General features: G+C 69.9%; 18 protein-coding genes. 8 read left to right on the top strand and 10 right to left on the bottom strand.

Annotation, left to right across the window (positions count from 1 at the left end):
* Positions 1-217: 217 nt before the first annotated feature.
* Together SK803_RS22535 and SK803_RS22530 are read left to right on the top strand one after the other, a co-directional pair.
* Entirely contained in the window at positions 218-364 is a 147-nt protein-coding gene (locus SK803_RS22535; RefSeq protein WP_319968034.1) for a hypothetical protein, read from the top strand.
* The gene (locus SK803_RS22530) at positions 361-1,002 is read left to right on the top strand and encodes a GNAT family N-acetyltransferase (RefSeq protein WP_319968033.1); all 642 of its coding nucleotides are present in this window, start codon (positions 361-363) and stop codon (positions 1,000-1,002) included. The genes SK803_RS22535 and SK803_RS22530 overlap by 4 nt, the downstream gene beginning before the upstream one ends.
* A gap of 44 nt (positions 1,003-1,046) precedes the next feature.
* Here the strand turns inward: SK803_RS22530 and SK803_RS22525 are convergent, their stop codons facing one another.
* From SK803_RS22525 to SK803_RS22510, 4 genes are all read right to left on the bottom strand, one after another.
* A complete protein-coding gene (locus SK803_RS22525; RefSeq protein ID WP_319968032.1) occupies positions 1,047-1,526 on the bottom strand; it encodes a DUF5130 family protein in 480 nt (159 codons plus the stop codon).
* A complete protein-coding gene (gene ctaJ / locus SK803_RS22520) occupies positions 1,513-1,773 on the bottom strand; it encodes an aa3-type cytochrome oxidase subunit CtaJ (protein ID WP_319968031.1) in 261 nt (86 codons plus the stop codon). Before ctaJ ends, SK803_RS22525 begins: the two co-directional genes overlap by 14 nt.
* 20 nt (positions 1,774-1,793) lie before the next feature.
* Positions 1,794-2,996, bottom strand: coding sequence for an MFS transporter (locus SK803_RS22515; protein WP_319968030.1), 1,203 nt, complete (start codon positions 2,994-2,996; stop codon positions 1,794-1,796).
* Between the two features lie 254 nt (positions 2,997-3,250).
* A complete protein-coding gene (locus tag SK803_RS22510) occupies positions 3,251-3,424 on the bottom strand; it encodes a hypothetical protein (protein WP_319968147.1) in 174 nt (57 codons plus the stop codon).
* Between SK803_RS22510 and SK803_RS22505 the strand changes: the two genes are divergently transcribed.
* Positions 3,345-4,052, top strand: a complete 708-nt coding sequence (locus SK803_RS22505) for a DUF2345 domain-containing protein (protein ID WP_319968144.1) — start codon at positions 3,345-3,347, stop codon at positions 4,050-4,052. The two genes, SK803_RS22510 and SK803_RS22505, sit on opposite strands and share 80 nt — an antisense overlap.
* A gap of 23 nt (positions 4,053-4,075) precedes the next feature.
* Here the strand turns inward: SK803_RS22505 and SK803_RS22500 are convergent, their stop codons facing one another.
* Entirely contained in the window at positions 4,076-4,744 is a 669-nt protein-coding gene (locus tag SK803_RS22500; protein WP_319968029.1) for an HNH endonuclease, read from the bottom strand.
* A 151-nt stretch (positions 4,745-4,895) separates the two neighbouring features.
* Between SK803_RS22500 and SK803_RS22495 the strand changes: the two genes are divergently transcribed.
* From SK803_RS22495 to SK803_RS22480, 4 genes are all read left to right on the top strand, one after another.
* Positions 4,896-6,992 carry a prolyl oligopeptidase family serine peptidase gene (locus tag SK803_RS22495; RefSeq protein WP_319968028.1) on the top strand — a complete coding sequence of 699 codons (2,097 nt, stop codon included), beginning with the start codon at positions 4,896-4,898 and terminating at the stop codon, positions 6,990-6,992.
* Between the two features lie 95 nt (positions 6,993-7,087).
* On the top strand, positions 7,088-7,918 hold the full coding sequence (locus tag SK803_RS22490) for a mechanosensitive ion channel family protein (RefSeq protein ID WP_319968143.1): 831 nt from the start codon (positions 7,088-7,090) through the stop codon (positions 7,916-7,918).
* 159 nt (positions 7,919-8,077) lie between these two features.
* Positions 8,078-8,461 carry a globin gene (locus SK803_RS22485; protein WP_319968027.1) on the top strand — a complete coding sequence of 128 codons (384 nt, stop codon included), beginning with the start codon at positions 8,078-8,080 and terminating at the stop codon, positions 8,459-8,461.
* Between the two features lie 57 nt (positions 8,462-8,518).
* A complete protein-coding gene (locus SK803_RS22480) occupies positions 8,519-10,111 on the top strand; it encodes a glycoside hydrolase family 13 protein (RefSeq protein ID WP_319968026.1) in 1,593 nt (530 codons plus the stop codon).
* Here the strand turns inward: SK803_RS22480 and SK803_RS22475 are convergent.
* The 3 genes from SK803_RS22475 to SK803_RS22465 all read right to left on the bottom strand — a co-directional run bounded on the left by SK803_RS22475 (position 10,108) and on the right by SK803_RS22465 (position 12,355).
* Entirely contained in the window at positions 10,108-11,229 is a 1,122-nt protein-coding gene (locus SK803_RS22475) for a low temperature requirement protein A (RefSeq protein ID WP_319968025.1), read from the bottom strand. The two genes, SK803_RS22480 and SK803_RS22475, sit on opposite strands and share 4 nt — an antisense overlap.
* Positions 11,230-11,304: 75 nt before the next feature.
* On the bottom strand, positions 11,305-11,931 hold the full coding sequence (locus SK803_RS22470) for a hypothetical protein (protein WP_319968142.1): 627 nt from the start codon (positions 11,929-11,931) through the stop codon (positions 11,305-11,307).
* Positions 11,924-12,355 carry an acyl-CoA thioesterase gene (locus SK803_RS22465; RefSeq protein WP_319968024.1) on the bottom strand — a complete coding sequence of 144 codons (432 nt, stop codon included), beginning with the start codon at positions 12,353-12,355 and terminating at the stop codon, positions 11,924-11,926. The genes SK803_RS22470 and SK803_RS22465 overlap by 8 nt, the downstream gene beginning before the upstream one ends.
* Positions 12,356-12,449: 94 nt before the next feature.
* Between SK803_RS22465 and SK803_RS22460 the strand changes: the two genes are divergently transcribed.
* Positions 12,450-12,947: a DUF2975 domain-containing protein gene (locus SK803_RS22460; protein ID WP_319968023.1), complete on the top strand. Its 498-nt coding sequence runs from the start codon at positions 12,450-12,452 to the stop codon at positions 12,945-12,947.
* A 67-nt stretch (positions 12,948-13,014) separates the two neighbouring features.
* On the opposite strand, the gene SK803_RS22455 is transcribed toward SK803_RS22460, so the two are convergent.
* Both SK803_RS22455 and SK803_RS22450 read right to left on the bottom strand, forming a co-directional pair.
* Complete coding sequence (locus SK803_RS22455) at positions 13,015-17,958, bottom strand: NAD-glutamate dehydrogenase (protein WP_319968022.1); 4,944 nt, start codon at positions 17,956-17,958, stop codon at positions 13,015-13,017.
* 400 nt (positions 17,959-18,358) lie between these two features.
* The gene (locus SK803_RS22450) at positions 18,359-22,300 is read right to left on the bottom strand and encodes a hypothetical protein (protein WP_319968021.1); all 3,942 of its coding nucleotides are present in this window, start codon (positions 22,298-22,300) and stop codon (positions 18,359-18,361) included.
* Positions 22,301-22,313: the final 13 nt, after the last annotated feature.

Here is a 22,313-nt window from a genome sequence, read left to right as displayed (position 1 = left end):
TGCGGCGAAGGCCCCGTGACGCTTTGATGGCGGCACGGGGCCTTCCCGTCGCATTGGGGCGTGCCGCGGGGGTGTCCAAGCGGTTTCACGGGCCTCAGCGGGAACTTCACCCGCGAAGCCGGCACGGACGACGTGTGGCAGTGGTGGAGCCTGGCCGACCTTTGCGCCCGAGGGAGACCTTCATGCGGCGAGCACTCGCCAGACACCCCGCACAACGGTGCGAAGGCCGCGAGCGCGGGAAGCGGTCAAGGCCGGCGCCGCGGACGGGCTGCTGTTCGCCACCGAGGACGGCCTGCACCTGTACCGGAAACTCGGCTGGCAGAGGGTTTCCGATGTCGTGATCGCGTCCAAGGGGGAAGCATGATCGGTGAACTGGTGGAACGCTGGCACCGCGGCTGGATCGCGGCCGACGGGCTGACGTCGGAGTATCGCGACGGGTATCTGGTCGTCCACGTGAACCGGCCGCACCGGCAGTACGAGTGGATCGCCACGGACGACGCGGACACCGCCGCGATCGCCAGGATCGTTGCCGCGTCCGGGGAACCGAACTGGCTGAGCGTTCCGACGCACGCGCCGGAGAAGGTCGTCGCGGAGATCGAGGCGGCCGGGTTGATCGTGGCGCGGCCGGACGAGACGTTCATGAAGCGCGCTCTGGCCGGCCATCCCGCGCCGGAACCGCCCGCGGGTTACGCGGTGGAGGTGACCAGGAGTCCGGTCATCCAGGTCCGCGTGCTCACGGCGGACGGCGAGGAGGCGGCGAGCGGGCTGATGGCCGTCGTCGGCGAAGACGCTGTCGCGCACCGGATCGAGACAGCTGAGGCGCACCGGCGACGTGGGCTCGGCAGCGTCGTGATGGGCACGCTGGTGCGCGAGACGGCGAAGGACGGGGCGACGACCGGGTTGCTCTTCTCGTCGACCGAGGGCGTGCACCTCTACGGCAGGCTCGGCTGGGAGCCGATCTCCGGCCTCGTGGTGGCGCGGAACGCGGTCATTGCCGGCTGAAACGCGAAAGGCCCCCAGGTCGGGGGCCTTTCACTCAGCTCGGATCAGGAACGCGGTGCGTTGCCCGCCTGGTCGGTCAGCATGCGCAGGCCCGACACGAGGCCGCCCGCGAGGTCGCCCTCCTTGAAGGACGCCACCATGCTCATCACGGCGAGCTTGGCGCCGCGGTCGGCGAGACGGCGGTGGGACTCCTCGCCCGTCACGATCTCGACGACGCGCTCGCCCGGCGACACGGCCACCAGGACGTGGTGCGACGGACGCTCGGTCGAGGCGTGCAGCTCCTGCGCGCGCTCGTGAGCGTTCGTGCCCAGCTCGCCCAGGTACACGCTGAAGTCGAGGCCGGTGGTGCGGCTGGAGAGCGTCAGCGCCTCGTCCAGCTGCGCGAGCTGGGTCGGCGTGAACGGCAGCTCCGGCGCGTGCGGCTCGTACATCTTCGCTGCGGAGACGCGGCCGCTGTTCGTCACGACGGCGCCGGTGGGCAGCGTCGACGGGTCGACGGCCACGATCGCTTTACCAACTGCCACGAGCGCCTCCCTTGGCGGTCGAGCGCTGTGCAATCGAGTCCTGGGCAGCGGACTCGGCGGTGCTGTGGTGGACAGAGCTCAACCCGGCCGGGTTCGCGCTCCACCACACCGGGGCGTAGCCCCACTCCTGGCCGGGCCGGTACCGGGGAATCCGGGTGGCCTTGGGCCTCAACGTCAGCAGCATGATCACGCCGTACAGAGCCAGCGGGATCAGCGCGAAGACGAGGACGGTCTCCACGATGGTCACGGCGGGTACGGTAGCCGAACTCAGCCGCGCGCGAGAGGCCGGGCCAGCAAGATCGCGGTCAATCCCACCATCGAGCCCGCCACGACGTAGACGGTGCCCAGCGACGTCACCGCGGCGAGCGGTCCGGCGAGACCCGCGCCGAGCGGCGAGAGACCCCACGCGAGCACCCGATACGCGCTGGTCACGCGGCCCATCATCGGCCCTGGGGTGAGCCGTTGCCGCCGGGTCGCGGACAGCACGTTCCAGCCCGCCGACGCCACGCCGAACAGCAGGCACGCGAGCACCGCCACCACGAGCCAGGGCACGAGGCCGAACAACGCGAACGCCGCCCCGAGCAGCGCCAGGAACCCGACCATGACGCGGCCGGCACCCCACCGCGACGCGAGCCGCGGGGACAACCGGGCGCCTAGCAGAGCCCCGGCCGCCATGCACACGACAAGGCCGGGAACCACCGGTTCGGAGAGGCCCAGTACCTGGATGGAGTAGAGCGCCAGCAGGGCGTTGATCGCGGCCGCACAGACAGCTGTGATTGCAACGGCAACTACCAGTGACCGCAGGCCAGGGGTCCGCACGAGGAACCGCGCGCCCTCCACGAGCTGGCCGCGAAGATCGCCCCGCTCGCGCTCGGGAGCGACGTCTGGCACGCGGGACGCCAGCACCGCGGCGACGGCGAACGAGGCCGCGTCGAGCGCGAAACAGGCCGCGGGAGCCCACCAGAACAGCACCGCCGCGGCCAGCGGGCCCGCCAGGTCCATGCCGATCGTCTCGACCGTCACGAACCGGCCGTTCGCCGCCTCCAGCTCGTCCGGGCCCGCCAGTTCGACCAGCAGCACCTGTGACGCCGAGTCCGCGAACGTCTCCGCCGACGTCAGCACGAAAGCCGTGGCGCACAAGACGACGACCGTCGCGTGTCCGTTGTGGACCGCCAGCGCGAGCAGTCCGGTCACCCCGGCGCGCAGCCAATGTGCCACCACGACAACGGTTCTGGGCCGCCAGCGGTCCACCAGCGCGCCCGCCGGCAGCGCGACGAGCAACCAGGGCAGGGTGACCGCGACGGCCACCGCGGACACCGCGAGTGGACTTCGAGTGCTTGCGGCGGTGAACAATGGCAACGCGACGATGCGCACGCCGTCCCCGACGAGCGACACCGCCCACGCGCCGGTGAGAGCTCGGAAACCGCGTCCGCGCACACCTTTCGCCGTATGACGCACGTCACGTTCCATCTGTTTGAACGCTACAGAGCGTGTCCATACCGGCCAGTAAGGGCAATGAGTGCTCTCGTGCGGCGCAGCGGTTACACCCGGTCAGGCCTCACCCGGACGGAGGCGAACGGGTGCCGGTTTGGGGTCTTGTTCCCGGAACACCCACCTCTTAGCTTTTCACCTATACGGGTCTTGCGCACCCACCCCAAGAGTCCTGGAGGACACGAAATGTTGCTGACCACCCGCCCCCAGGCCCAGTCCGTCACTCGTATGAGCTACAAGGACGATTCAGTGCGTATCACGGCCAGTGACTCCGTTCGCATCACGGCGCGTGACTCCGTTCGGATCACTGCGGCCGATTCTGTGCGCATCACTGCCTCGGACTCGGTGCGCATCACCATGGCAGACTCGGTGCGCATCACGGCGAGCGATTCGGTCAGGATCACCATGACCGACTCCGTCCGGATCACGGCGCGTGAAGACTCCGTTCGGATCACCGCTCAGCAGGACTCGGTGAGGATCACCGCGCGTGAGGACTCCGTCCGGATCACCATGGACGACTCCGTTCGCATCACGGCTCACGACGACTCGGTCCGCATCACCGCGCACGACGACTCCGTCCGGATCACGATGGACGATTCCGTGCGCATCACGGCCCACGACGACTCCGTCCGCATCACCGCGCATGACGACAGCGTCCGCATCACCATGGACGACTCGGTCCGCATCACGGCAGAGGACGACTCGGTCCGCATCACGATGGACGACTCCGTCCGCATCACCGCACACGACGACAGCGTGCGCATCACGGCAGAGGACGACTCCGTCCGGATCACGATGGACGACTCCGTCCGCATCACCGCACACGACGACAGCGTGCGCATCACGGCAGAGGACGACTCCGTCCGGATCACGATGGACGACTCGGTCCGCATCACCGCTCAGCAGGACAGCGTCCGCATCACCGCACGTGAGGACTCCGTGCGCATCACTGCCACCGACTCGGTCCGGATCACGGCCCTCGACGACTCCGTGCGCATCACGGCGCGCCAGAACGACTTCAGCCTCGCGGCCTGACCCACCGAGCGGAACCGGCCGGATCAGGCCGCGGGTTCACCCAGGTACGGCAACCACTGCGGATCAGCCTCGGCCACCCCGGCGAGCAGCCGCCAGTGCGGGCCACGCGGCGCGGCGGGAATCACGCGCAGCCGCCAGCCCAGTTCGGACAGCAGCTTGTCCGCCTTGCGGTGGTTGCACTTCGCACAGCAGGCGACGCAGTTGGTCCAGGTGTGAGGTCCGCCACGCGAACGCGGCACGACGTGGTCGATCGTCTCGGCCCGGCCGCCGCAGTAGGCGCAGCGATAACGGTCGCGGTGCATGAGCCCGGCACGGGTCATCGGCACGCGACCTCGATAAGGCACGCGAACGTAGGTGCTCAGCCGGATCACGGACGGAACGAGCACCTCGGACTTCGACGAGTGCAGCACGAGCCCTGAAGCGTCCCCGTGCACGACTTCGGCCTTCCCGCAGACCACGAGCACGACCGCCCGGCGCAGCGACAACGCCGTGAGCGGCTCGAACGTGGCGTTCAGCAGCAGGACCTTGCGTCTTCCCCAGGGGAAAACCGCCGGCGTCGGACCGGAACCTCCCCCATCTCGATCCCCATCCGGTACCGCCCGCAGGTCGGGCTGATTTCGGCATGGGGGGACCGTCGGCGCCGTCTCGCCTGGTGGCGAGGTGCCGATAGGGGTCGGTTGTCGGTCTGGCACGCGACCACCTCCACCGGTTCAGCCATAGGAGACCACACTTACCAGGAAAAAATCACGTGTGATAAGTGACGCGTCATGGATGTGTGATCAAACCTGGGGTTAATCAGCGCCCTATCGGAGATGGTTTTCATCGCCCGCTACTCTTGACAAGGTGACAGAGGTTCCTTCCACTCCACTGCCTGCGACGATCACCTACCCGATCGCCGAACGGCTAAACCTCGCCGAGCAGATTCACGGCCGCGACATCGCGGACCCCTATCGCTGGCTCGAGGACACGGCGGACCCCCGCACCGAGGCGTGGTCACAGGCGCAGGACGTGCTCGCGCGCTCCTGGCTCGACGCCGTGCCGGGCCGCGAACGCCTCGGCGGCAGGTTGAAGGAGCTGATGCGCACGGGGTCGGTGTCCACGCCGACCTGGCGCGCGGGCAGGGCGTTCTTCACCCGCCGCGGCCCTGAGCAGGACCACCCCGTCGTCATGGTGCGCGAGACCGACGGCACCGAACGGCCGTTGCTCGACGTGAGCGCCCTCGACCCGTCCGGCAGGACCACTCTGGACGGCTGGTCCCCCAGCCTCGAGGGCACGCGCCTGGCGTACCAGGTCTCCGTCGGCGGCAACGAGCACTCGCTCCTGCACGTCATCGACGTCGAGTCGGGCGACCTCATCGAGGGCCCCATCGACCGGTGCCGCTACTCCGCGATCGGCTGGCTGCCGGGCGGTGAGGAGTTCTACTACGTACGCCAGCTCGACCCGGCATTGCTGCCCGACGACGAGAAGCTGTTCCACCGCCGTGTGTGGCGTCACCGCGTCGGCACCGACCCGGACACGGACCTCAACGTGCACGGCGACGGCCTCGAGCACACCTTCTACTACACGCTCACCGTCTCGCAGGACGGCCGCTGGCTGGTCGTGAGCGGTGCGCCCAGCACGACGAAGCACGACTCGGTGTGGATCGCGGACCTGCACGGGGACAGCGCGCTCAAGCCCGTGATCCTGACCGAGGCCGGCGTGCAGTGCTCGGCGTTCGTCGCCCGTGACGGCAGGCTCTACCTGCACACCACACTGGACGCGCCCCGTCAGCGGCTGTGCGTCGCCGACCCGGAGAACCCCACCGAGTGGACCGAGCTCATCGGCGAGGAACCGGACTCGGTGCTGGACGGCCTGCGCTGGCTCGACGGCGACCTCGTCGTGCTGCGCACCAGGCACGCGGTGTCCGAACTGCACCTGCACGACGCCGCGACCGGTGCGCACAAGCAGGAGATTCCGCTGCCCGGCACGGGTTCGCTGCACGGCATGTCCGTTGTGGACGCGCTGACTGACCACGACCAGGACACGGTGTGGTTCGGATGGACGGACTTCGTCACGCCTCAGTCGGTGTTCCGGTTCTCCACCTCCACCGGTGAGACGGTGCTGCACGAGGCCGCGCCGGGGCGTGTCGAACTGCCGACCGTGACGACGCAGCAGATCGCGTACACGTCCAAGGACGGCACGACGGTCCGGATGTTCGTCGTGAGCGGCGAGCAGAAGCCCGACCTGCCCCGTCCCGCGCTGCTCACCGGCTACGGCGGCTTCGCGATCGGCCGCGGCCCCGGCTACAGCGCGACCACGCTGGCCTGGGTGGAAGCGGGCGGCGTGTGGGTGCACGTGTCGTTGCGGGGTGGCGACGAGGAGGGCGAGGACTGGCACGTCGCCGGCATGCGCCAGAACAAGCAGAACGTGTTCGACGACTTCCACGCCGCCGCGGAACGCCTGGTGCGCGACGGGTGGACCACGCCGCAGCAGCTGTCGATCATGGGTGGCAGCAACGGCGGCCTGCTCGTCGGCGCCGCGCTCACCCAGCGGCCCGAGCTCTACGCGGCCGTGGTGTGCTCAGCGCCACTGCTCGACATGGTGCGCTACGAGAAGTTCCTGCTCGGACGGTTGTGGGCCGATGAATACGGCAGCGCGAGCGTTCCCGAGGAACTGGGCTGGCTGCTGTCCTACTCTCCTTATCACCGGGTGGTAACGGACGTTGAGTACCCTTCGGTCTTGTTCACGGTGTTCGAGTCGGATTCTCGTGTGGACCCCAACCACGCCAGGAAGATGTGCGCCGCGCTGCAGCACGCTTCGTCCAGTGATCCGACCAAGCACCCCGTGCTGATCCGCCGCGAGACCGAGGTGGGTCACGCCGGCAGGTCGGTCAGCCGGACGGTCGCTCTCGCCGTGGACCAGCTGACGTTTCTGGCCAATGCCACTGGCATGGAGTTGTAGGAGGGCACGAGCACGTGTTGGCGCCGAGTCCAGTGGATGACGCCGCGAACAAGACCGCGCAGGCGGTCAAGTTCTTCGAGGAGCACGGTCCAGCCATCATCGCGGGCGCGATCAAGATCGTCGTGATCCTGATCGCCGCCTTCGTGATCAGGGCCCTGCTGCGCAAGGTCATCAGGCGGATCACCACTCCCGGCAAGGAAGGCAAGAAGCCGGGCCTGCTCAAGCCATTGCGGGAACGCGCGCCTCAGGCGCTCGGGAACCTCGTCTCCGAGCGCCGCGAGCAGCGGGCGAAGACCATCGGCTCGGTGCTGCAGTCCATCGTCACGATCCTGATCTTCGGAATAGCGTTCCTGGAGATCATGATCGTGGTCGGGCTGGACATCACGCCGGTGCTGACCTCGGCGGGCATCCTGGGCGTCGCCATCGGTTTCGGCGCCCAGAACCTGGTGAAGGACTTCCTGTCCGGCATGTTCATGCTGCTGGAGGACCAGTACGGCGTCGGTGACGTCGTGGACCTCGGCCCGTCGATCACCGGCACCGTCGAGGCGGTCGCCCTGCGCACCACCACGATCCGCGACACCGGCGGCACCGTCTGGTACGTCCGCAACGGCGAGATCCTGCGCGTCGGCAACTCGTCGCAGGGCTTCGCGGTCGCGGTCGTCGACCTGCCGCTGAGCTACGGCGCGAACCTCGCAGAGGCGACCCAGGTGCTGGAGCGCACGGTGGCGCTGGTCGCCGACCGGGAGCCGCTGAAGTCGGACATCACGGCCAAGCCGGAGGTGCTCGGCGTGGAGAAGTTCACTCCGGAGAACATCACCCTGCGGATCACCGTGAAGACGCGCCCCGGCCGTCAGTGGGCGGTCCAGCGCAACCTTCGTGCGCAGCTCATGCCCGCTCTGGAAGAGGCGGGCTTCACCGCCAAGTAGGACAGTTTTCCCAAACAGGACAGGCGGCGGACGCCGGGTGAGTTAGAACACCCATTCGAGACGGTGATCACCCGGCGTCCTGCCAGTTCACACGCCTATGAGCGAAGCAACACCCGGGGCGGCCTGCGCGCGGTGGCTCGCGTGAGTCAGGATGGTTGCGTGGGCAACCCCGTGAGCTTCTTCGAACAGGTCGGTGGCGAGGAGACGTTCCACCGCATCGTCGCGCGCTTCTACAAAGAGGTGAAGGCCGACGAGATCCTCCTCCCGCTGTACCCCGAAGAGGATCTCGGACCTGCGGAGGAGCGGCTTCGGCTGTTCCTGATGCAGTACTGGGGCGGCCCCCACACCTACTCGGAGAACCGCGGCCACCCGAGGCTGCGGATGCGACACGTGCCGTTCAAGATCGGTCCGATCGAACGGGACGCGTGGCTGCGTTGCATGAGGGTCGCCGTCGACGATGCAGGCCTTGACGAGGCTCACCGCAAGCAGCTCTGGGACTACCTGGAGATGGCCGCGAACAGCCTGATGAACAGCTGGTCCTGAGCGCCCATCACCCGATCGGGTCCTTTCGCAGCGAGACGAATGGCAGGATGACTCCCCGTGCGACGATCCTCCGACCTCAGCCCTGAGATCGCCGAAGAGTCCGCCTGGTGGCGTGACGCCGTCTTCTACCAGGTCTACGTGCGCTCCTTCGCCGACTCCAACGGCGACGGCGTCGGCGACCTCGACGGCATCAGGTCCCGCCTCGGCTACCTGGAACTGCTCGGTGTCGACGCCCTGTGGCTCACCCCGTTCTACCGCTCGCCGATGGCCGACCACGGCTACGACGTGGCTGACCCGCGCGACGTGGACCCGCTGTTCGGCGACCTGGCCGCGTTCGACCGGCTGGTGGCGGACGCGCACGAGCACAACATCCGCGTGACGGTCGACCTGGTCCCGAACCACACGAGCGACCTGCACGAGTGGTTCCAGGAGGCGCTGCAGGCCGGTCCCGGCAGCATGGAGCGGTCGCGCTACGTCTTCCGCGAGGGCCGCGGCTTCGACGGTTCGCAGCCGCCGAACAACTGGGTCTCCGTCTTCGGCGGCCCCGCGTGGACCCGCGTGCCCGACGGCCAGTGGTACCTGCACCTGTTCGCGCCGGAGCAGCCCGACCTCAACTGGGACCACCCGGAGGTCCGCGCGGACCTGGAGCACACGCTGCGCTTCTGGCTGGACCGCGGTGTCGACGGCTTCCGCATCGACGTGGCGCACGGCATGGCCAAGCCAGAGGGCCTGCCGGACATGGAGATCCGCACGCAGGTTCCCGGCGTGCTGTCGGACGACGCGCACGACCCGCGCTTCGACAACGACGGTGTGCACGAGATCCACCGCATGATCCGCAAGGTCATGGACGGCTACCCCGGCACCATGGCCGTCGGCGAGATCTGGGTGAAGGACGACGAGCGCTTCGCCGCCTACGTCCGCCCCGACGAGCTGCACCTGGGCTTCAACTTCCGGCTGGTCGAGGCCGACTTCGACGCCGACGCCGTCCGTTCGGCGATCGAACACTCACTGGGCGCCGTCGCACTGTCCGGCACCCCCGCGACCTGGACGTTGTCCAACCACGACGTGGTGCGCCACGTGACCCGCTACGGCGGTGGCGCGCTGGGCGAGCAACGGGCCCGCGCGATGACGCTGGTGGAGCTGGCGCTGCCGGGCGTGATCTACCTCTACAACGGCGAAGAGCTCGGCCTGCCGAACGTGGAACTGCCCGACTGGGCCCTGCAGGACCCGACCTGGGAGCGCTCCGGCCACACCGAGCGCGGCCGCGACGGCTGCCGGGTGCCGATCCCGTGGGAGGGCACCACGCCGCCGTTCGGCTTCTCCACGGCCGTGAACACCTGGCTGCCGCAGCCGAACGAGTGGGACCACCTCACCGCCGAGGCCCAGCTGGAAGATCCCGGTTCGATGCTCTCGCTGTACCGCGAGGCGCTGGAGCACCGGAAGTCCAACACGAGCTTCGCCGGTGAGGAGCTGGAGTGGTACGGCGCCCCGGCCGGCTGCTTCGCGTTCCGGCGCAAGGGCGGCGGGCTGATCTGCGCGCTGAACACGTCCGGTGCGTCCGTGCCGCTGCCGCCCGGTCAGGTGCTGCTGTCGTCCGGGCCGATGGACGGCGACCAGCTGCCTCCGGACACCGCGGTCTGGCTCGCCTAAGCCCGCACCTTCTCCTCCACCGCCAGCAGCGCGCCGACCACCAGAACCAGGGCGGCGACCTGCGCGATGGCGAGCCACAGCCCGATCGGCACGGTCGCGAGCGCCGCGACCGTGCCGATGGCGCGCCACTTGACGGTGCCGATGCGCAGCCTGAGGCGGAAGTAGACCTGCCCCGCCAGGAAGATCGCGACGCCACCGCCCAGCGCCAGCGCGCCGCTGAGGTAGAGGTGGTCGGTGGCGTGGCCGATCGTCTTCTTCACGCCGACGGCCACGACGACGATGCCGAGCAGGATCGGCGCGTGGGCCCACCCGAACGCCGACAGCGCCGCACGGGCCCGCTCGGCCTGCGTCATGTGCTGGAGACTGTGCTCGGCCCGCAGGTCCTGGTCCCGTCCGAAGTAGCACCACCACAGCTGGTAGACGAGCGCGAGACCGAGCAGCGCGGCCACCACGAGCTGCAGGTTGAGCGGCAGCCCCGCCGCCCCGATGCCGATCGCGATGATCGACTCGCCCAGCGCCACGATGACCACGAGGCCGTGCCGCTCCACGAAGTGCGCCGACCTGATCTGGAACTCGCCGTGCCGCCGGTTGACGTACGGCGACACGATCATGAGCACCACGGCCGCGGTCCACGCCGCCGCCCTGGCCGCGGGCGGCAGGAACCCGCCGGCCATCACCAGACCCGCCGATCCGAGGTTGAACGGCGCCAGCCGCGCCATGGCCGCCGCCGATCCGGGACCGCCCGCCGCGATGAACAGCCCGGAGTGGACCAGGTTCACGATCAGGTACCCGACGCCGAACGCGGGCCCGGCGGCGTCGAACGCGTTGGGAATCGCCAGCGCGATCACCAGGAACCCGCCCATGCCTGCCATCAGCAGCACCCGCCGCAGCGTGGTGTTCGGCGGGACGGCGTTGGTCAGCCAGACGTACCCGAAGTACATCCACAGGATCACGAACAGCATGATCACGACCTGGGCGAACCCGAGCGGCGACGTGTCGTCGGCCAGCTTGCGGGTCAGCTGGGTGATCGTGAAGACGAAGACGAGGTCGAAGAAGAGTTCCAGCGTCGAGACGCGGTACTTGGTGTCTTCTTGTGGTGCGTGCGTTTCGGCGGACACGCGCGACATCGTGCCACGCGCATCCGCTTGCGGCGCCCCGAATTCTCCAGCGGCGAACCTGAACCTAACTCCAGGTCAGACGAGCAGCGGCAGCATCGAGTGCCGGCGGCGCACCACCGCGCCGAACTTGGCGTCGATCCGCAGCCACGAGTCGGTCCCGGAGACCCGCACGTCGCCGTCCTCGCCGAGGAAACCCATGCCCGACAACGCGAACAGGCAGCGCAGCGGGATCTTCAGGTCCAGCCCGGACCCGCTCACCGTGAGCACCGTCTGGTCCAGCAACGAGGCAGGCGGCGTCCCCTGCGGCCCGGTGTTCTCCCGCGCCACCTCGACACCCTCGTCCGCGATCTTCGCGACGACCTCGACGGGCAGCCGGTCGACCATGAGCCAGCCGTCCGCCGGCGGCAGGGCCGAGCGCCACATCAGGTCCTTGGCGGGTCCCGGATCGATGCGCTCGTCGCGCATGACCGCGAGCCCGGTCAGCAGCTCGGACCCCGCGACCGTGACGTCGGCCGGATTCGCCTGCCCCGCAACGGTTCGCGTGGCCAGCGTGTCGAACGGCGTGGCGACCCACGCGTCGAGCAGTTCCTCGTTGCGGTTGCGCAGCCGCACGACGGTCTGGCCGTCCAGCCGCACCGCCCGCGCGGCGAACGCGCCGAGGTCGTCTCTCTCGGCCGTGTCGGCCAACACCAGCTCAGGCACCATTACCCCCTGCTCGCCACCCGGCGAGAAAGTCACGCTCGGCCTCGGTCAGCCGACGCGGCCGTGCGGTCGTCACGTTGTAGGGCGCCATGAGCGTCTCCGCCTTGGTGACGACAGGGCTGTTCGGCTCACGGCTGCCGCGCACCACGTAGTCGAGCGTGAACGACGCGGACTTCAACTCCCGCACCGACATCTCCACCACGATGTCCTCGCCGGTGAACACGATCGGCGTGACGTACTCGACCACGAGCTTCGCCACGACCATGCCCTCGGCCATGTCCTTCACACCGTGGCGGGCCGCCTCGGTGAACAGCAGCTCGATCCGGGCCTCTTCGAGCAACGTCACCGTGTTCGCGTGGTTGACGTGGCCGAACGCATCCATGTCCGACCATCGCGGTCGCACACCAGTGACGAAGACACCCATGCAGGGACCCTACCGAACGCCCCAGGCCTGAACCTTCACAGGACCTCCACACCAGCCGATTGAAAATCGATAGGCAGCTCTCGATACTCGATCTATGTCTCGCGCCCTGGTGTTCTTCCTGCAGGCCCTGCTCGCCATCGCGGTCCTCGGCGGGCTGTTCGCGCAGGTCGTGGTGATCCCGACGACCGCGGCGGACGAGGTCGAGCTCTTCCCGCCCTACGAGTCCGTGCGGGTGCCGCTCGTGGTGTCCGCGATCGTCTTCATCGCGTGCCTCCAGGTCCTGGCGGTGGCGCTGGGCGGAATGCTGCACCTGGCGGGCCGGGGCACCGTGTTCGAGTCCGGCGCGCTCACGTGGACGAACCTCGCGATCGGCGCCGTCGCCGCCGGGGCCGTGGTGCTCGCCTGGCTGTTCGTCTACGTCACGTTCGCCGACATCCCCTCTCCGGTGGACGGCATGGAGACCCTGGGTCTGTGGATGGGCGCCGCGGTCGGCACCATCGCGGCGGTCGGCGTGGCGTTGTTGCTCGTGATCGGGCGACACTGGCTGCGGCGCGCGATTCTGCAGCGCGCGGAGCTGGAGCAGGTCGTGTGACCTGTTCCGCAAAAAGCACCGGGGCGCCGCGGAGGGGATTCCGCGGCGCCCCGGTTTCTGCTGCTTCCTACCTGACCATGCTCCGCACCTGACGGGCGGCGACGGAGAGGGTGGCCAGGTCCAGCTGGTGGACCCGGTTGATCTCTTCCAGCGCACCGCGCGAGCGAGCCAGGCGGGAGGAGTTGGCCTGCTCCCACTTGGCGATCTTCTCGCTCGCGGTGTCGCCCTCGTCGCTCGCCCTGAGCACGTCGACGGAGATGGCCCGCAGCGACGAGTAGAAGTCGTCGCGCAGAGCCAGCCGGGCCAGGGCGTGCCAGCGGTTGCCGCGCTCCAGGTTCGTCACCGAGTCCAGCATGTGGTCGATGTCGAGGTGGTCGGACAGCGCGAAGTACAGCTCGGCCGTCTCCCGGTGCGTGCGCTCCGGACCCGCGCCGCCGGTCGGGCCGAACTCGCGTTCGGCCAGCTCGGCGATCTCGGTGACGTCGAACAGGCCGTACATGTAGAGCAGCGCCGCGACCTTGCGGGCGAGCTCGGCCGGGACGCCCTGTTCGACGTACCGGTCGGCCTTGCCCGCGACGACGTCCAGTTCCTTGCCCTGCAACAGGTCGAAGGCGAACGGGCTGAGCTCGGCCACCACGCCGCGGAAGCGGTTGATCGTCGAGCCCACCGCCAGCGGCTGCGGGCGGTTGGAGAGCAGCCAGCGGGACGCGCGGTCCAGCAGGCGGCGGGTCTCCAGGACCATGTTGTCCTGGACGTCCGTCGGCACCACGTTGTCCAGCGCCTGGATCTCGCGCCAGATCGACGGCAGGTCGAAGACCTCGGTGACCACGGCGTAGGAGCGCACCGCGTCGGTCAACGACGCGCTCATCTCCTCGGCCAGGCGGAAGGCGTAGGACACGCCGCCACCGTCGACGACCTCGTTGACGACGACCGTGGTGATGATCTGCTTCGCCAGCGGGTGGTTCGGGATGGCCGCGCCGAACCGTTCGCGCAACAAGGTCGGGAAGTAGTCCGGCAGCTTGTTCTTGAACGTGTCGATCGTCGGGATCTCGCTCGCGAGCAGCTCTTCCTTCAGGGTGAGCTTGGTGAACGCGAGCAGCGTGGCCAGCTCCGGCGAGGTGAGGCCCTGGCCCTGCTTCTCCAGCGCCTTGAACTCCGCCGCGCTCGGCAGCGCTTCGAGCTTGCGGTTGAGCGCACCGCGCTGCTCGAGGTCGGCCGTGAGGCGCGCGTGCACCGACAGCATCGGGCCCGCGTGCGCCCGGCTGACGCCGAGAACGTTGTTCTGCGAGTAGTTGTCCGCCAGCACGAGCTCGCCGACCTCGTCGGTCATCTCGGCGAGGACCTCGTTGCGCTGCAGCTGTTCCAGCGAACCCTCCCGGACCAGGTGGTCCAGCAGGATCTTGATGTTGACCTCGTGGTCGGAGCAGTCGACGCCCGCGGAGTTGTCGAGCGCGTCGGTGTTGACCTTGCCGCCGCTGCGCGCGAACTCGATGCGGCCGCGCTGGGTCAGGCCCAGGTTGCCGCCCTCACCGACGACCTTGACCCGCAGCTCGTTGCCGTCGACGCGGATCGAGTCGTTCGCCTTGTCACCGACGTCGGCGTGCGACTCGGTCGACGCCTTCACGTACGTGCCGATGCCGCCGTTCCACAAAAGGTCGACCGGCGCGAGCAGGATCGCCTTCTTCAGCTCCGGCGGCGACAGCTTCACCACGCCCTCGGGCAGTCCCAGCGCGACGCGGGCCTGCTCGGAGACCGGGATCGACTTGGACGTGAGCGGGAAGATGCCGCCGCCCTCGCTGATCAGCGAACGGTCGTAGTCGTCCCACGACGAGCGCGGCACGTTGAACAGCCGCACCCGCTCCGCGAACGACGTGTCCGCGACCGGGTTCGGGTCGATGAAGATGTGCCTGTGGTCGAACGCGGCCACGAGCCGGATGTGCTCGGACAGCATCATGCCGTTGCCGAACACGTCACCGGACATGTCGCCGATGCCGACGACGGTGAACTCCTCGGTCTGCGTGTCCAGCCCGAGCTCGCGGAACGAGCGCTTCACGCTCTCCCACGCGCCCTTGGCCGTGATGCCCATGGCCTTGTGGTCGTAGCCGATCGAGCCACCGGACGCGAACGCGTCGCCCAGCCAGAAGCCGTAGCTCTGGCTCACGCCGTTCGCGATGTCGGAGAACGTCGCGGTGCCCTTGTCCGCGGCCACGACCAGGTACGTGTCGTCGCCGTCGTAGCGCACGACCTGCGGCGCGGGCACGACCTCGTTGTTGATCAGGTTGTCGGTGAGGTCGAGCAGGCCCGAGATGAACATCTTGTAGCAGGCGATGCCCTCGGACATGAAGTTCTCGCGGTCGATGCCGGGGTCGCCCGTGGGCGGGATCGGCTTCTTCACCACGAAGCCGCCCTTCGCGCCGACCGGCACGATCACGGCGTTCTTCACGGCCTGCGCCTTGACCAGGCCGAGCACCTCCGTGCGGAAGTCCTCGCGACGGTCCGACCAGCGCAGACCACCGCGCGCGACGCTGCCGAAGCGCAGGTGCACGCCCTCGACCCGCGGCGAGTACACGAAGATCTCGAACTTCGGCCGCGGCGCCGGCAGGTCGGGAATCGCCTGCGGGTCGAGCTTGACCGACAGGTACGGGCGGCCGTTGCCGTTCGCGTCGCGGAAGAAGTAGTTCGTCCGCAGCGTGGCGTTGATCAGCGTGAGCAGGCTGCGCAGGATGCGGTCCGCGTCGAGGCTCGTCACGTCGTCGATCAGCTTGCCGGTCTCGACGACCATCGTCTCGGTGCGGTCGGCCCGCGTGGCGTCGTCGAGCCGAGGGTCGAACCGGGACTCGAACAACGCCACCAACGCGATCGCCACGCTCGTGTGGCCGAGCACGGCGTCCTCGATGTAGTCCTGCGAGTACGGCGTGCCCGCCTGACGCAGGTACTTCGCGTACGCGCGCAGCATCGCCGCCTGCTGCCAGGTGAGCCCGCCCTGCAGCACCAGCGAGTTGAACCTGTCGACCTCGGCCTCACCGCGCCACACGGCGGCGAACGCGTCCTGGAACCGCACGCGCACGTTGTCCAGGTCGGACTCGGACAGCTGGGCGAGCGCCGCGGCGTCGATGCGCAGGCCGAAGTCGTAGATCCAGCACCGCACGCCGTCTTCGCGGGCGATCTCGTACGGCCGTTCGTCGACCACGATCACGCCCATGCGCTGCAACATCGGCAGCACGTCGGACAGGGTGATGCCGTCGCCGGTCACGAACAGCTTGAACCGCCGTTCGCCCGGTTCGGCGTCCTCTGGCACGTAGAAGACCATGTCGAGGTCGCCCTCGACGAGCGCCTCGATGCGCCGGTAGTCCTCGAGACCCGTGGCGGCGCGGAAGTCCTCCTTGTAGGCCTCCGGGAACACCGCGGCGAACCGCTGGCCCTGCTCCGTGGCCGACTCGGCACCGAGCTCGCCGTCGTCACCGACGACGGCCTCGACCATGCGGTCGTCCCAGCTGCGCACGGCCTCTGCCAGCTTGGCCTGGATCGCGTGGACGTCCGGCTCCACGACGCGGGCCGGGTCCGTGTGCACCATGAAGTGCACGCGGGCCAGCGCGGACTCGCCGATGCGCGCGCTGTACTCGAGGTTCAGGCCGCCGAGCTCGGCGAGCAGCACCTCCTGCATCGCGAGGCGGCTCGTCGTCGTGTAGCGGTCGCGCGGCAAATAGACCAGGCACGAGAAGAAGCGGCCGAACGGGTCGCGGCGCAGGAACAGCCGCAGCCTTCGGCGTTCCGCGAGCGCGATGACGCCCGTCGTGGTCTGGTACAGCGTGTCGGCGTCGACCGAGAACAGCTCGGTGCGCGGGTAGTTCTGGATCACCTCGAGCATCCGCTGGCCCGAGTACGACTGCAGCGGGAAACCCGCGCGGTGGATCACGTCGCGCACCCGGCGCTCGATCACCGGGATGTCGAGCACGTCCTCGTGCAGCGCGGTGGTGCTGAAGATGCCGAGGAACCGGTGCTCACCGGTGACGTTGCCCTCGCCGTCGAACGTCTTCACGCCGACGTAGTAGGGGTAGACGCTGCGGTGCACGCTGCTCTGCGCGCTCGCCTGGGTGAGGACGAGCAGGTCGGGGCTGAGCGCCTGCGCGCCGTTGTCCGGCCCCGCGGTGAGACTGCGCGCCGCGAGGCTGTCCTGGCGCAGCACGCCGAGACCGCTCGCGAGCACGGCCCGCAGTGCCGGTTCGCCGTCCTCCTGCACCAGCTCGTACTGCCGGTAGCCCATGAAGGTGAAGTGGCCGTCGGCGAGCCACTTGAGCAGCTTCGAGCCGTCGGTGCTGTCCTCTGCCGAGTCCTTGCCCAGCTCCTCCGCCAACTGCAGCGCCGTCGACACCATCCGTTCGGTGTCCTCGACGACCTCGCGGACGTCGGTCAGCACCGTCAGCAGCCGGGACTCGAGCTCGCGGGCACGATCGGGGTCGGTGATGAGGTCGACCTCGATGTTCATCCACGACTCGGCCAGCGCGTCCGCGGGCGGATCCGCCGGATCGGCCGTCGGCAGCACCTCGGTGCGCTCGCCGGTGACCGGGTCACGCCGCACGACGACGATGGGGTGCACGACGCGCTGCACCTGCACACCGCCGCGGGTGAGCTCGGACGCGACCGAGTCCACGAGGTACGGCATGTCGTCCGTGACGACCTGGACCACGGTGACGGGGCACTGCCACCCGTCGCTGCCGCGGGTCGGGTTCAGGATGCGCACCGCGGCGCGTCCTGGCACGCGGCTCTCGGCGAGCTGGTAGTTCGACCGCACCGCTCCGACCAGATCCACCGGGTCGTCGTCGTTGACTTCCTCGGCGGGCACGTGCCGGTAGAAGAGGCGGATCAGATCAGCGAGTTCGGGGGCATTGGCGGCGGCCCGTTCGATCAGCTCGTCACGGACCTGCTCAGGACTGGCCGTCGGACTGTCGCCGTCCGCGGGGGTCACCGCGGTGGCGTCGTCGGTACGGGTCGGGGCTCCAGTCGAGGTCATCTTCAGGCGACTCCACGCTATCCGGCACCTCTGTGTGCCGGGTTCGCCACCACCCTAGATGGGGTGGCGGCCGTCACCGGCAACAGGAGGGGCACTGACGGACCACTGAATCGAGGGCTGAATCGAGTCACGTCATCAGTGGTGAGAACAGTGGTGACCACGCATTCCGCATCGTGGACGCGACTGGGCACAGGCGCACCCGGCGAGCGGGCCAGACCCGGTGTCCGGCGGTTCCGCGGCACACGATCGATCATGGGCCCGGCGGTCTGGGAACGACCGCCGAACCGGCGACATTCGCCTGCCCGCCGCCAGAACGTCGTCTCTCCTCGGTGAGATCCGCGTCGGCGGACGGGCTAGGCACTTGGTGGTGCGATGCCGGGCGGTGTGGTGTTGGCCACCATCACGTCCCCGGCAAAGTCCAACCGGCGGGACCGCCGAACCCGACAGGGCGGATGGGCCCGGTGGTCTCGCTGTCCGGCGCCGTGCCCACGGGGATGATCGGGCCGGTCTTCTCCTGCTCGGACTCCGCCGGCTGCGTGCCGAACGAATACGAGCCGGCGCCGGGGAAGGCTTCCGCGGCCAGGTCCTGCTGCACACCGATGGGCGGACCCGGACGGAAGAAGGAGTCCGCGCCGGTCTCCGCAGGCGCCTCGGCCGGGGACGGCTGCGAACCGAACGACTCCCCTGGACGAAAGAGCGGGTCCGCGGTGAAGGGCTGCTGCTCCTCCTCGGCACCGGATCGCTCGGCACCGAATCCCTCAGCACCGAATCCTGCAGCACCGAATCCCTCGGCACCGGATCCTTCTGGGGCGATGGCGGATTCCGTGGTGACCCCGGCATCGGCTGACCACTCCGGGACGCTCAGGTCGATGGCGTCGACCTGCTCTTCGTCGGAGCGGCGCCCTGTCTCGTAGGCGACGAGAGCCTCCGCCAGCAGGTCGGCGAGGCTCAGGTCGCTGGGCTTGCGACGACTGCTCGGGCGACCTGCTCGCACGCCGGACTCACCGTCGATCTCGGTGCCGGTCTTCTCCCCCGCCGGTTCACCGTCGGCCGCGGTGGTGAGACCGGCCTCGGCTACCGCGTCCGCCGGGGACGCCTGCGCGGCCGGGGACTCGGGCTCCGCGGCGAAGAAGTCGTACTCCGGGGTCGCGTCGGGCTGGGTGTCCGTGCCCGATCCGGCGTCGGCGACGAAGCCGGGCTGGGCAGCAGGTGCGACCGGGTCCGGCTGGTCGCCGGAACCTGACTGCGCCCCGAATCCGCCGAAGCCTGCCGGGGTCCCGAAACCGGACTGGGCCCCGAAGCTCGTCTGAGTGCCGAAAGTGGGCTGCGTCCCGAAACTCTGCGTGCCGAAGCTCGACTGACCGCCGAAGCCGGGCTGGGTGGTCTGGTCGGGCGCCGGCTGGTCCGCGGCGCGGGGCAGGCGGACCGGGACGGTGGGGACGTCCGAGGCGTCGTCCTCCACGTCCGCCGAGCTCAGGAACGTGCTCGACAGCAGATCCGGTTCCGGGGACCGCGGGATCTCGTCCGGCGTCGGCACCGACGGGATCGGGTCCGGGACGGACGGCAGCGGCTTGCCGCCGGGCTCCGGCTCGGGCTCCACGTCCGGTTCGGGCACCGACGGGATGGAGGCGGACGACCGCTGCGACCTCGGCGTGCCGAAGTCGAGCGAGCTGAAGTCGAGGTCGGGGAGCTTGCGCTCGTCGTCCGAGTCGGCGTGGCCGGACGGGAAGCCCGAGGCAGGGGTCTGCAGCGGGTAGGCCGGTTCGTCCAGGTGCGGGCCGAAGTCCGGGGCCGCCGGCGGACGTCCGAACGCCGCCGAGAGACCCGAGCGGGCGGGATGGTCCGGCATGTCCGGGGAGGCCGGGTCCGCGAAGTAGTTCGGACGGTCGGGGTGGTCCGCGGGAGCGGAGTGCGAGCCGGTGGAGTCGTCCTCACGGAGACCGGACGGCGGTTCCACCCGCCACGACGGGCTTTCGGACTCCGGCTTGGGCTCTGGCCCGGGTTCCGACTCGGCGGCGCGCCGGCGGCGACCCCCTGCGCGCAGGCCCTGGGCCTTGAGCATGTCCAGGACGCTTTCCGGCTGGGAGCTGGACGCTTCCTCACGGGCGGCGGCAGCCGCGCGGGCCGCCTCCTCCCGTTCCGCGGCCTGGCGGGCGACCTCCTGGTGGGCCGCCTCCTGCCGCGCGACGTCCCGGCGAACCGCTTCCAGGCGGGCAGCCTCGCGACGTGCCTCTTCCCGCCGCACGGCTTCCTGCCGCGCAGCTTCCTGGCGGGCCGCTTCCTGGCGGGCCGCTTCCTCGCGAGCAGCCTCCTGCCGGGCTGCCTCCTGCCGGGCCGCTTCCTCGCGAGCAGCCTCCTGCCGGGCTGCCTCCTGCCGGGCTGCCTCCTGGCGGGCGGCCTCCTCGCGGGCGGCCTCCTGGCGCGCGGCTTCCTCCGCTGCCTGAGCTTCGCGTTGTGCCTGGGCGCGCTGTTCCTCGCGGGCTTGGCGCTCCGCCTCGATCTGGCGGCGGGCCTCGCGCTGCAACTCCATGAGCTGCTGTTCGACCTTGCGCTTGCGTTCCTGCTCCGGGCTGAGCTGCGGCTGCGACGCCGGCGGCTCCGACGCCTGGAACCGCGAAGCCTGGAACTGCGATGCCGGGGCCTGGGCTGCCGGCGGTTGTGGCTGCGCTGCCGAGCCCTGCGTTGCCGGGGGCCGCGGTGCCTGATGCTGTGCTGCTGGTGGCTGCGCGGTGAAGGACTGCGATCCGAAGGAAGTCGACCCGAAGGACTGCGATCCGAGGGACTGCGATCCGAAGGACTGCGATCCGAAGGACTGCGGCGTCTGCGGTTCGGGAGCGGCAGGGGTGTCGGCGAGGGTGTTCGGCTCGTCGTCGTCGATCTCGCCCGCGGCCACTCGGGCAGCGCGGCGGCGACCGCTCACCATGGCACCCGCGGAGGCGATCAGGCCCGAGGCGGGAACGGTGCGGTCGGAGGACGGGGTTGCGGGGGGCGGTTCCACGGGCTCCGGGGTTTTGTCGTCGGGCTCGCCGAACGGCTGGACCATGCGCCACCGGTCGGCGGCGTGCTGGCGTGCCGCGGACAAACCCTCCACGGTCATGTCTTCGGCAGCGCGGCGGACGCGCTTGACCATCAGGCCGTCGCCTTTGCGGACCTGGACAGGTCTCCACTGGCGCAGCTGCTGTTTCAGGGCGGCGGACAGCACGCCGTCGGTGACGATCGGCATGCCCTTCACCGGGCGGAGCACGCTCGCCAGCTGCTGGTGCAGGTCTGCCGGCTGGCGGTGCACGCCGGAGAACTCGGCGGCGAGTCGCGCGCGCATCGCGTAGACGGCGCGAGCCCGGCGACGTTCGGCGGCGTGGGCGGCGCGCAGGTTCGTGAGCGCGTCGGCCAGTTCGCCGGACACCTCGTGCACGTGGGCCAGCGCGAGCAGGCTTTCCGCCAGCAGGGTGTCGAGCTGGTGGCGTTCGGCGCTCGCCGCGGCTTCCCGCAGCATCTCGCGGGCCAGCGCGACCCGGCCGGCAGGCAGGTGCACGCGCGTGGCCAGGGCCAGGCGCAACCAGCCCGTCGTGGACGCCGACGGCGCCCGGACCGGGCGGTCGAGCATGGGGCTGCCGACCTCGCTCGCGTCGAGCAGGCGGTTCGCGTCCATCAACGCGAGCACCAGCTCCAGCGTGAGCCGGCCGAGGCCCTGGCCGCTGTCCGCGGACGGGTCGGAGAACCTGCTCAGCAGATCCAGGCCTTCCCGCGCGGCACCGATGGCGGCGGCGATGTCGCCCCACCGCCGGTGCTGCGCGGCCTGCACCGCGCGGATCAGACCGCGCAGCAGCAGGCGGGTGTCCTCGTCGAGCGTCGCGTCGGAGACGTAGAGCTGGTCCGCCTCCGCGAGCGCCCGCGTGGGTTCGTCGCCACGGCCGACCGTGACGAGGCATTCGCTGGCCTGCACCAGAGCTGAGGCCCGCAGTTCCGCGGGCACGTCCGGCGCTTCCAGCACGGGGGTCACCGCGGCGAACCCCGTCAGCGGGGCGCCCACGGACCGCGCGCACGCCGCGAGCTCCACCCGCAGCAGCCACGCGGTCTCGTGTTCACCGGCGGCCTCGGCCGCCTTCAACGCGTCGATCGCGCGGTCGGCGACGCGGACGCCGCGGCCGACGCGGTTGCCCGCGAAGACCACCAGCGACTCCGCCCGCAGGCGATCGGCTTCGTCGCGGCGGGTGGCGGCGAGCGCGGCCGCGCGCTCGCCCAGCACCAGAGCGAGCTCCGGTGCCCGCCAACGCAGCATCCAGGCGGGCACGACCAGCGTGCTCACCTCGACGTTCGCCTGCGTCTCGCCCCTCGCCGCCACGACGTCGCCGTTG

Source organism: Lentzea miocenica, assembly GCF_033949945.1.
In the GTDB taxonomy this organism is placed as follows: domain Bacteria; phylum Actinomycetota; class Actinomycetes; order Mycobacteriales; family Pseudonocardiaceae; genus Lentzea; species Lentzea miocenica.
Note: the sequence above shows the minus strand (reverse complement) of the source record. Positions and strands in the feature narration are given on the sequence as shown.

Coding starts and splice junctions, on each gene's coding strand:
- SK803_RS22515 (WP_319968030.1), bottom strand. CDS start 2,996: ATGGAACGTGACGTGCGTCATACGGCGAAAGGTGTGCGCGGACGCGGT.
- SK803_RS22460 (WP_319968023.1), top strand. CDS start 12,450: ATGTCTCGCGCCCTGGTGTTCTTCCTGCAGGCCCTGCTCGCCATCGCG.
- SK803_RS22465 (WP_319968024.1), bottom strand. CDS start 12,355: ATGGGTGTCTTCGTCACTGGTGTGCGACCGCGATGGTCGGACATGGAT.
- SK803_RS22530 (WP_319968033.1), top strand. CDS start 361: ATGATCGGTGAACTGGTGGAACGCTGGCACCGCGGCTGGATCGCGGCC.
- SK803_RS22510 (WP_319968147.1), bottom strand. CDS start 3,424: ATGGTGATCCTGACCGAATCGCTCGCCGTGATGCGCACCGAGTCTGCC.
- SK803_RS22455 (WP_319968022.1), bottom strand. CDS start 17,958: ATGACCTCGACTGGAGCCCCGACCCGTACCGACGACGCCACCGCGGTG.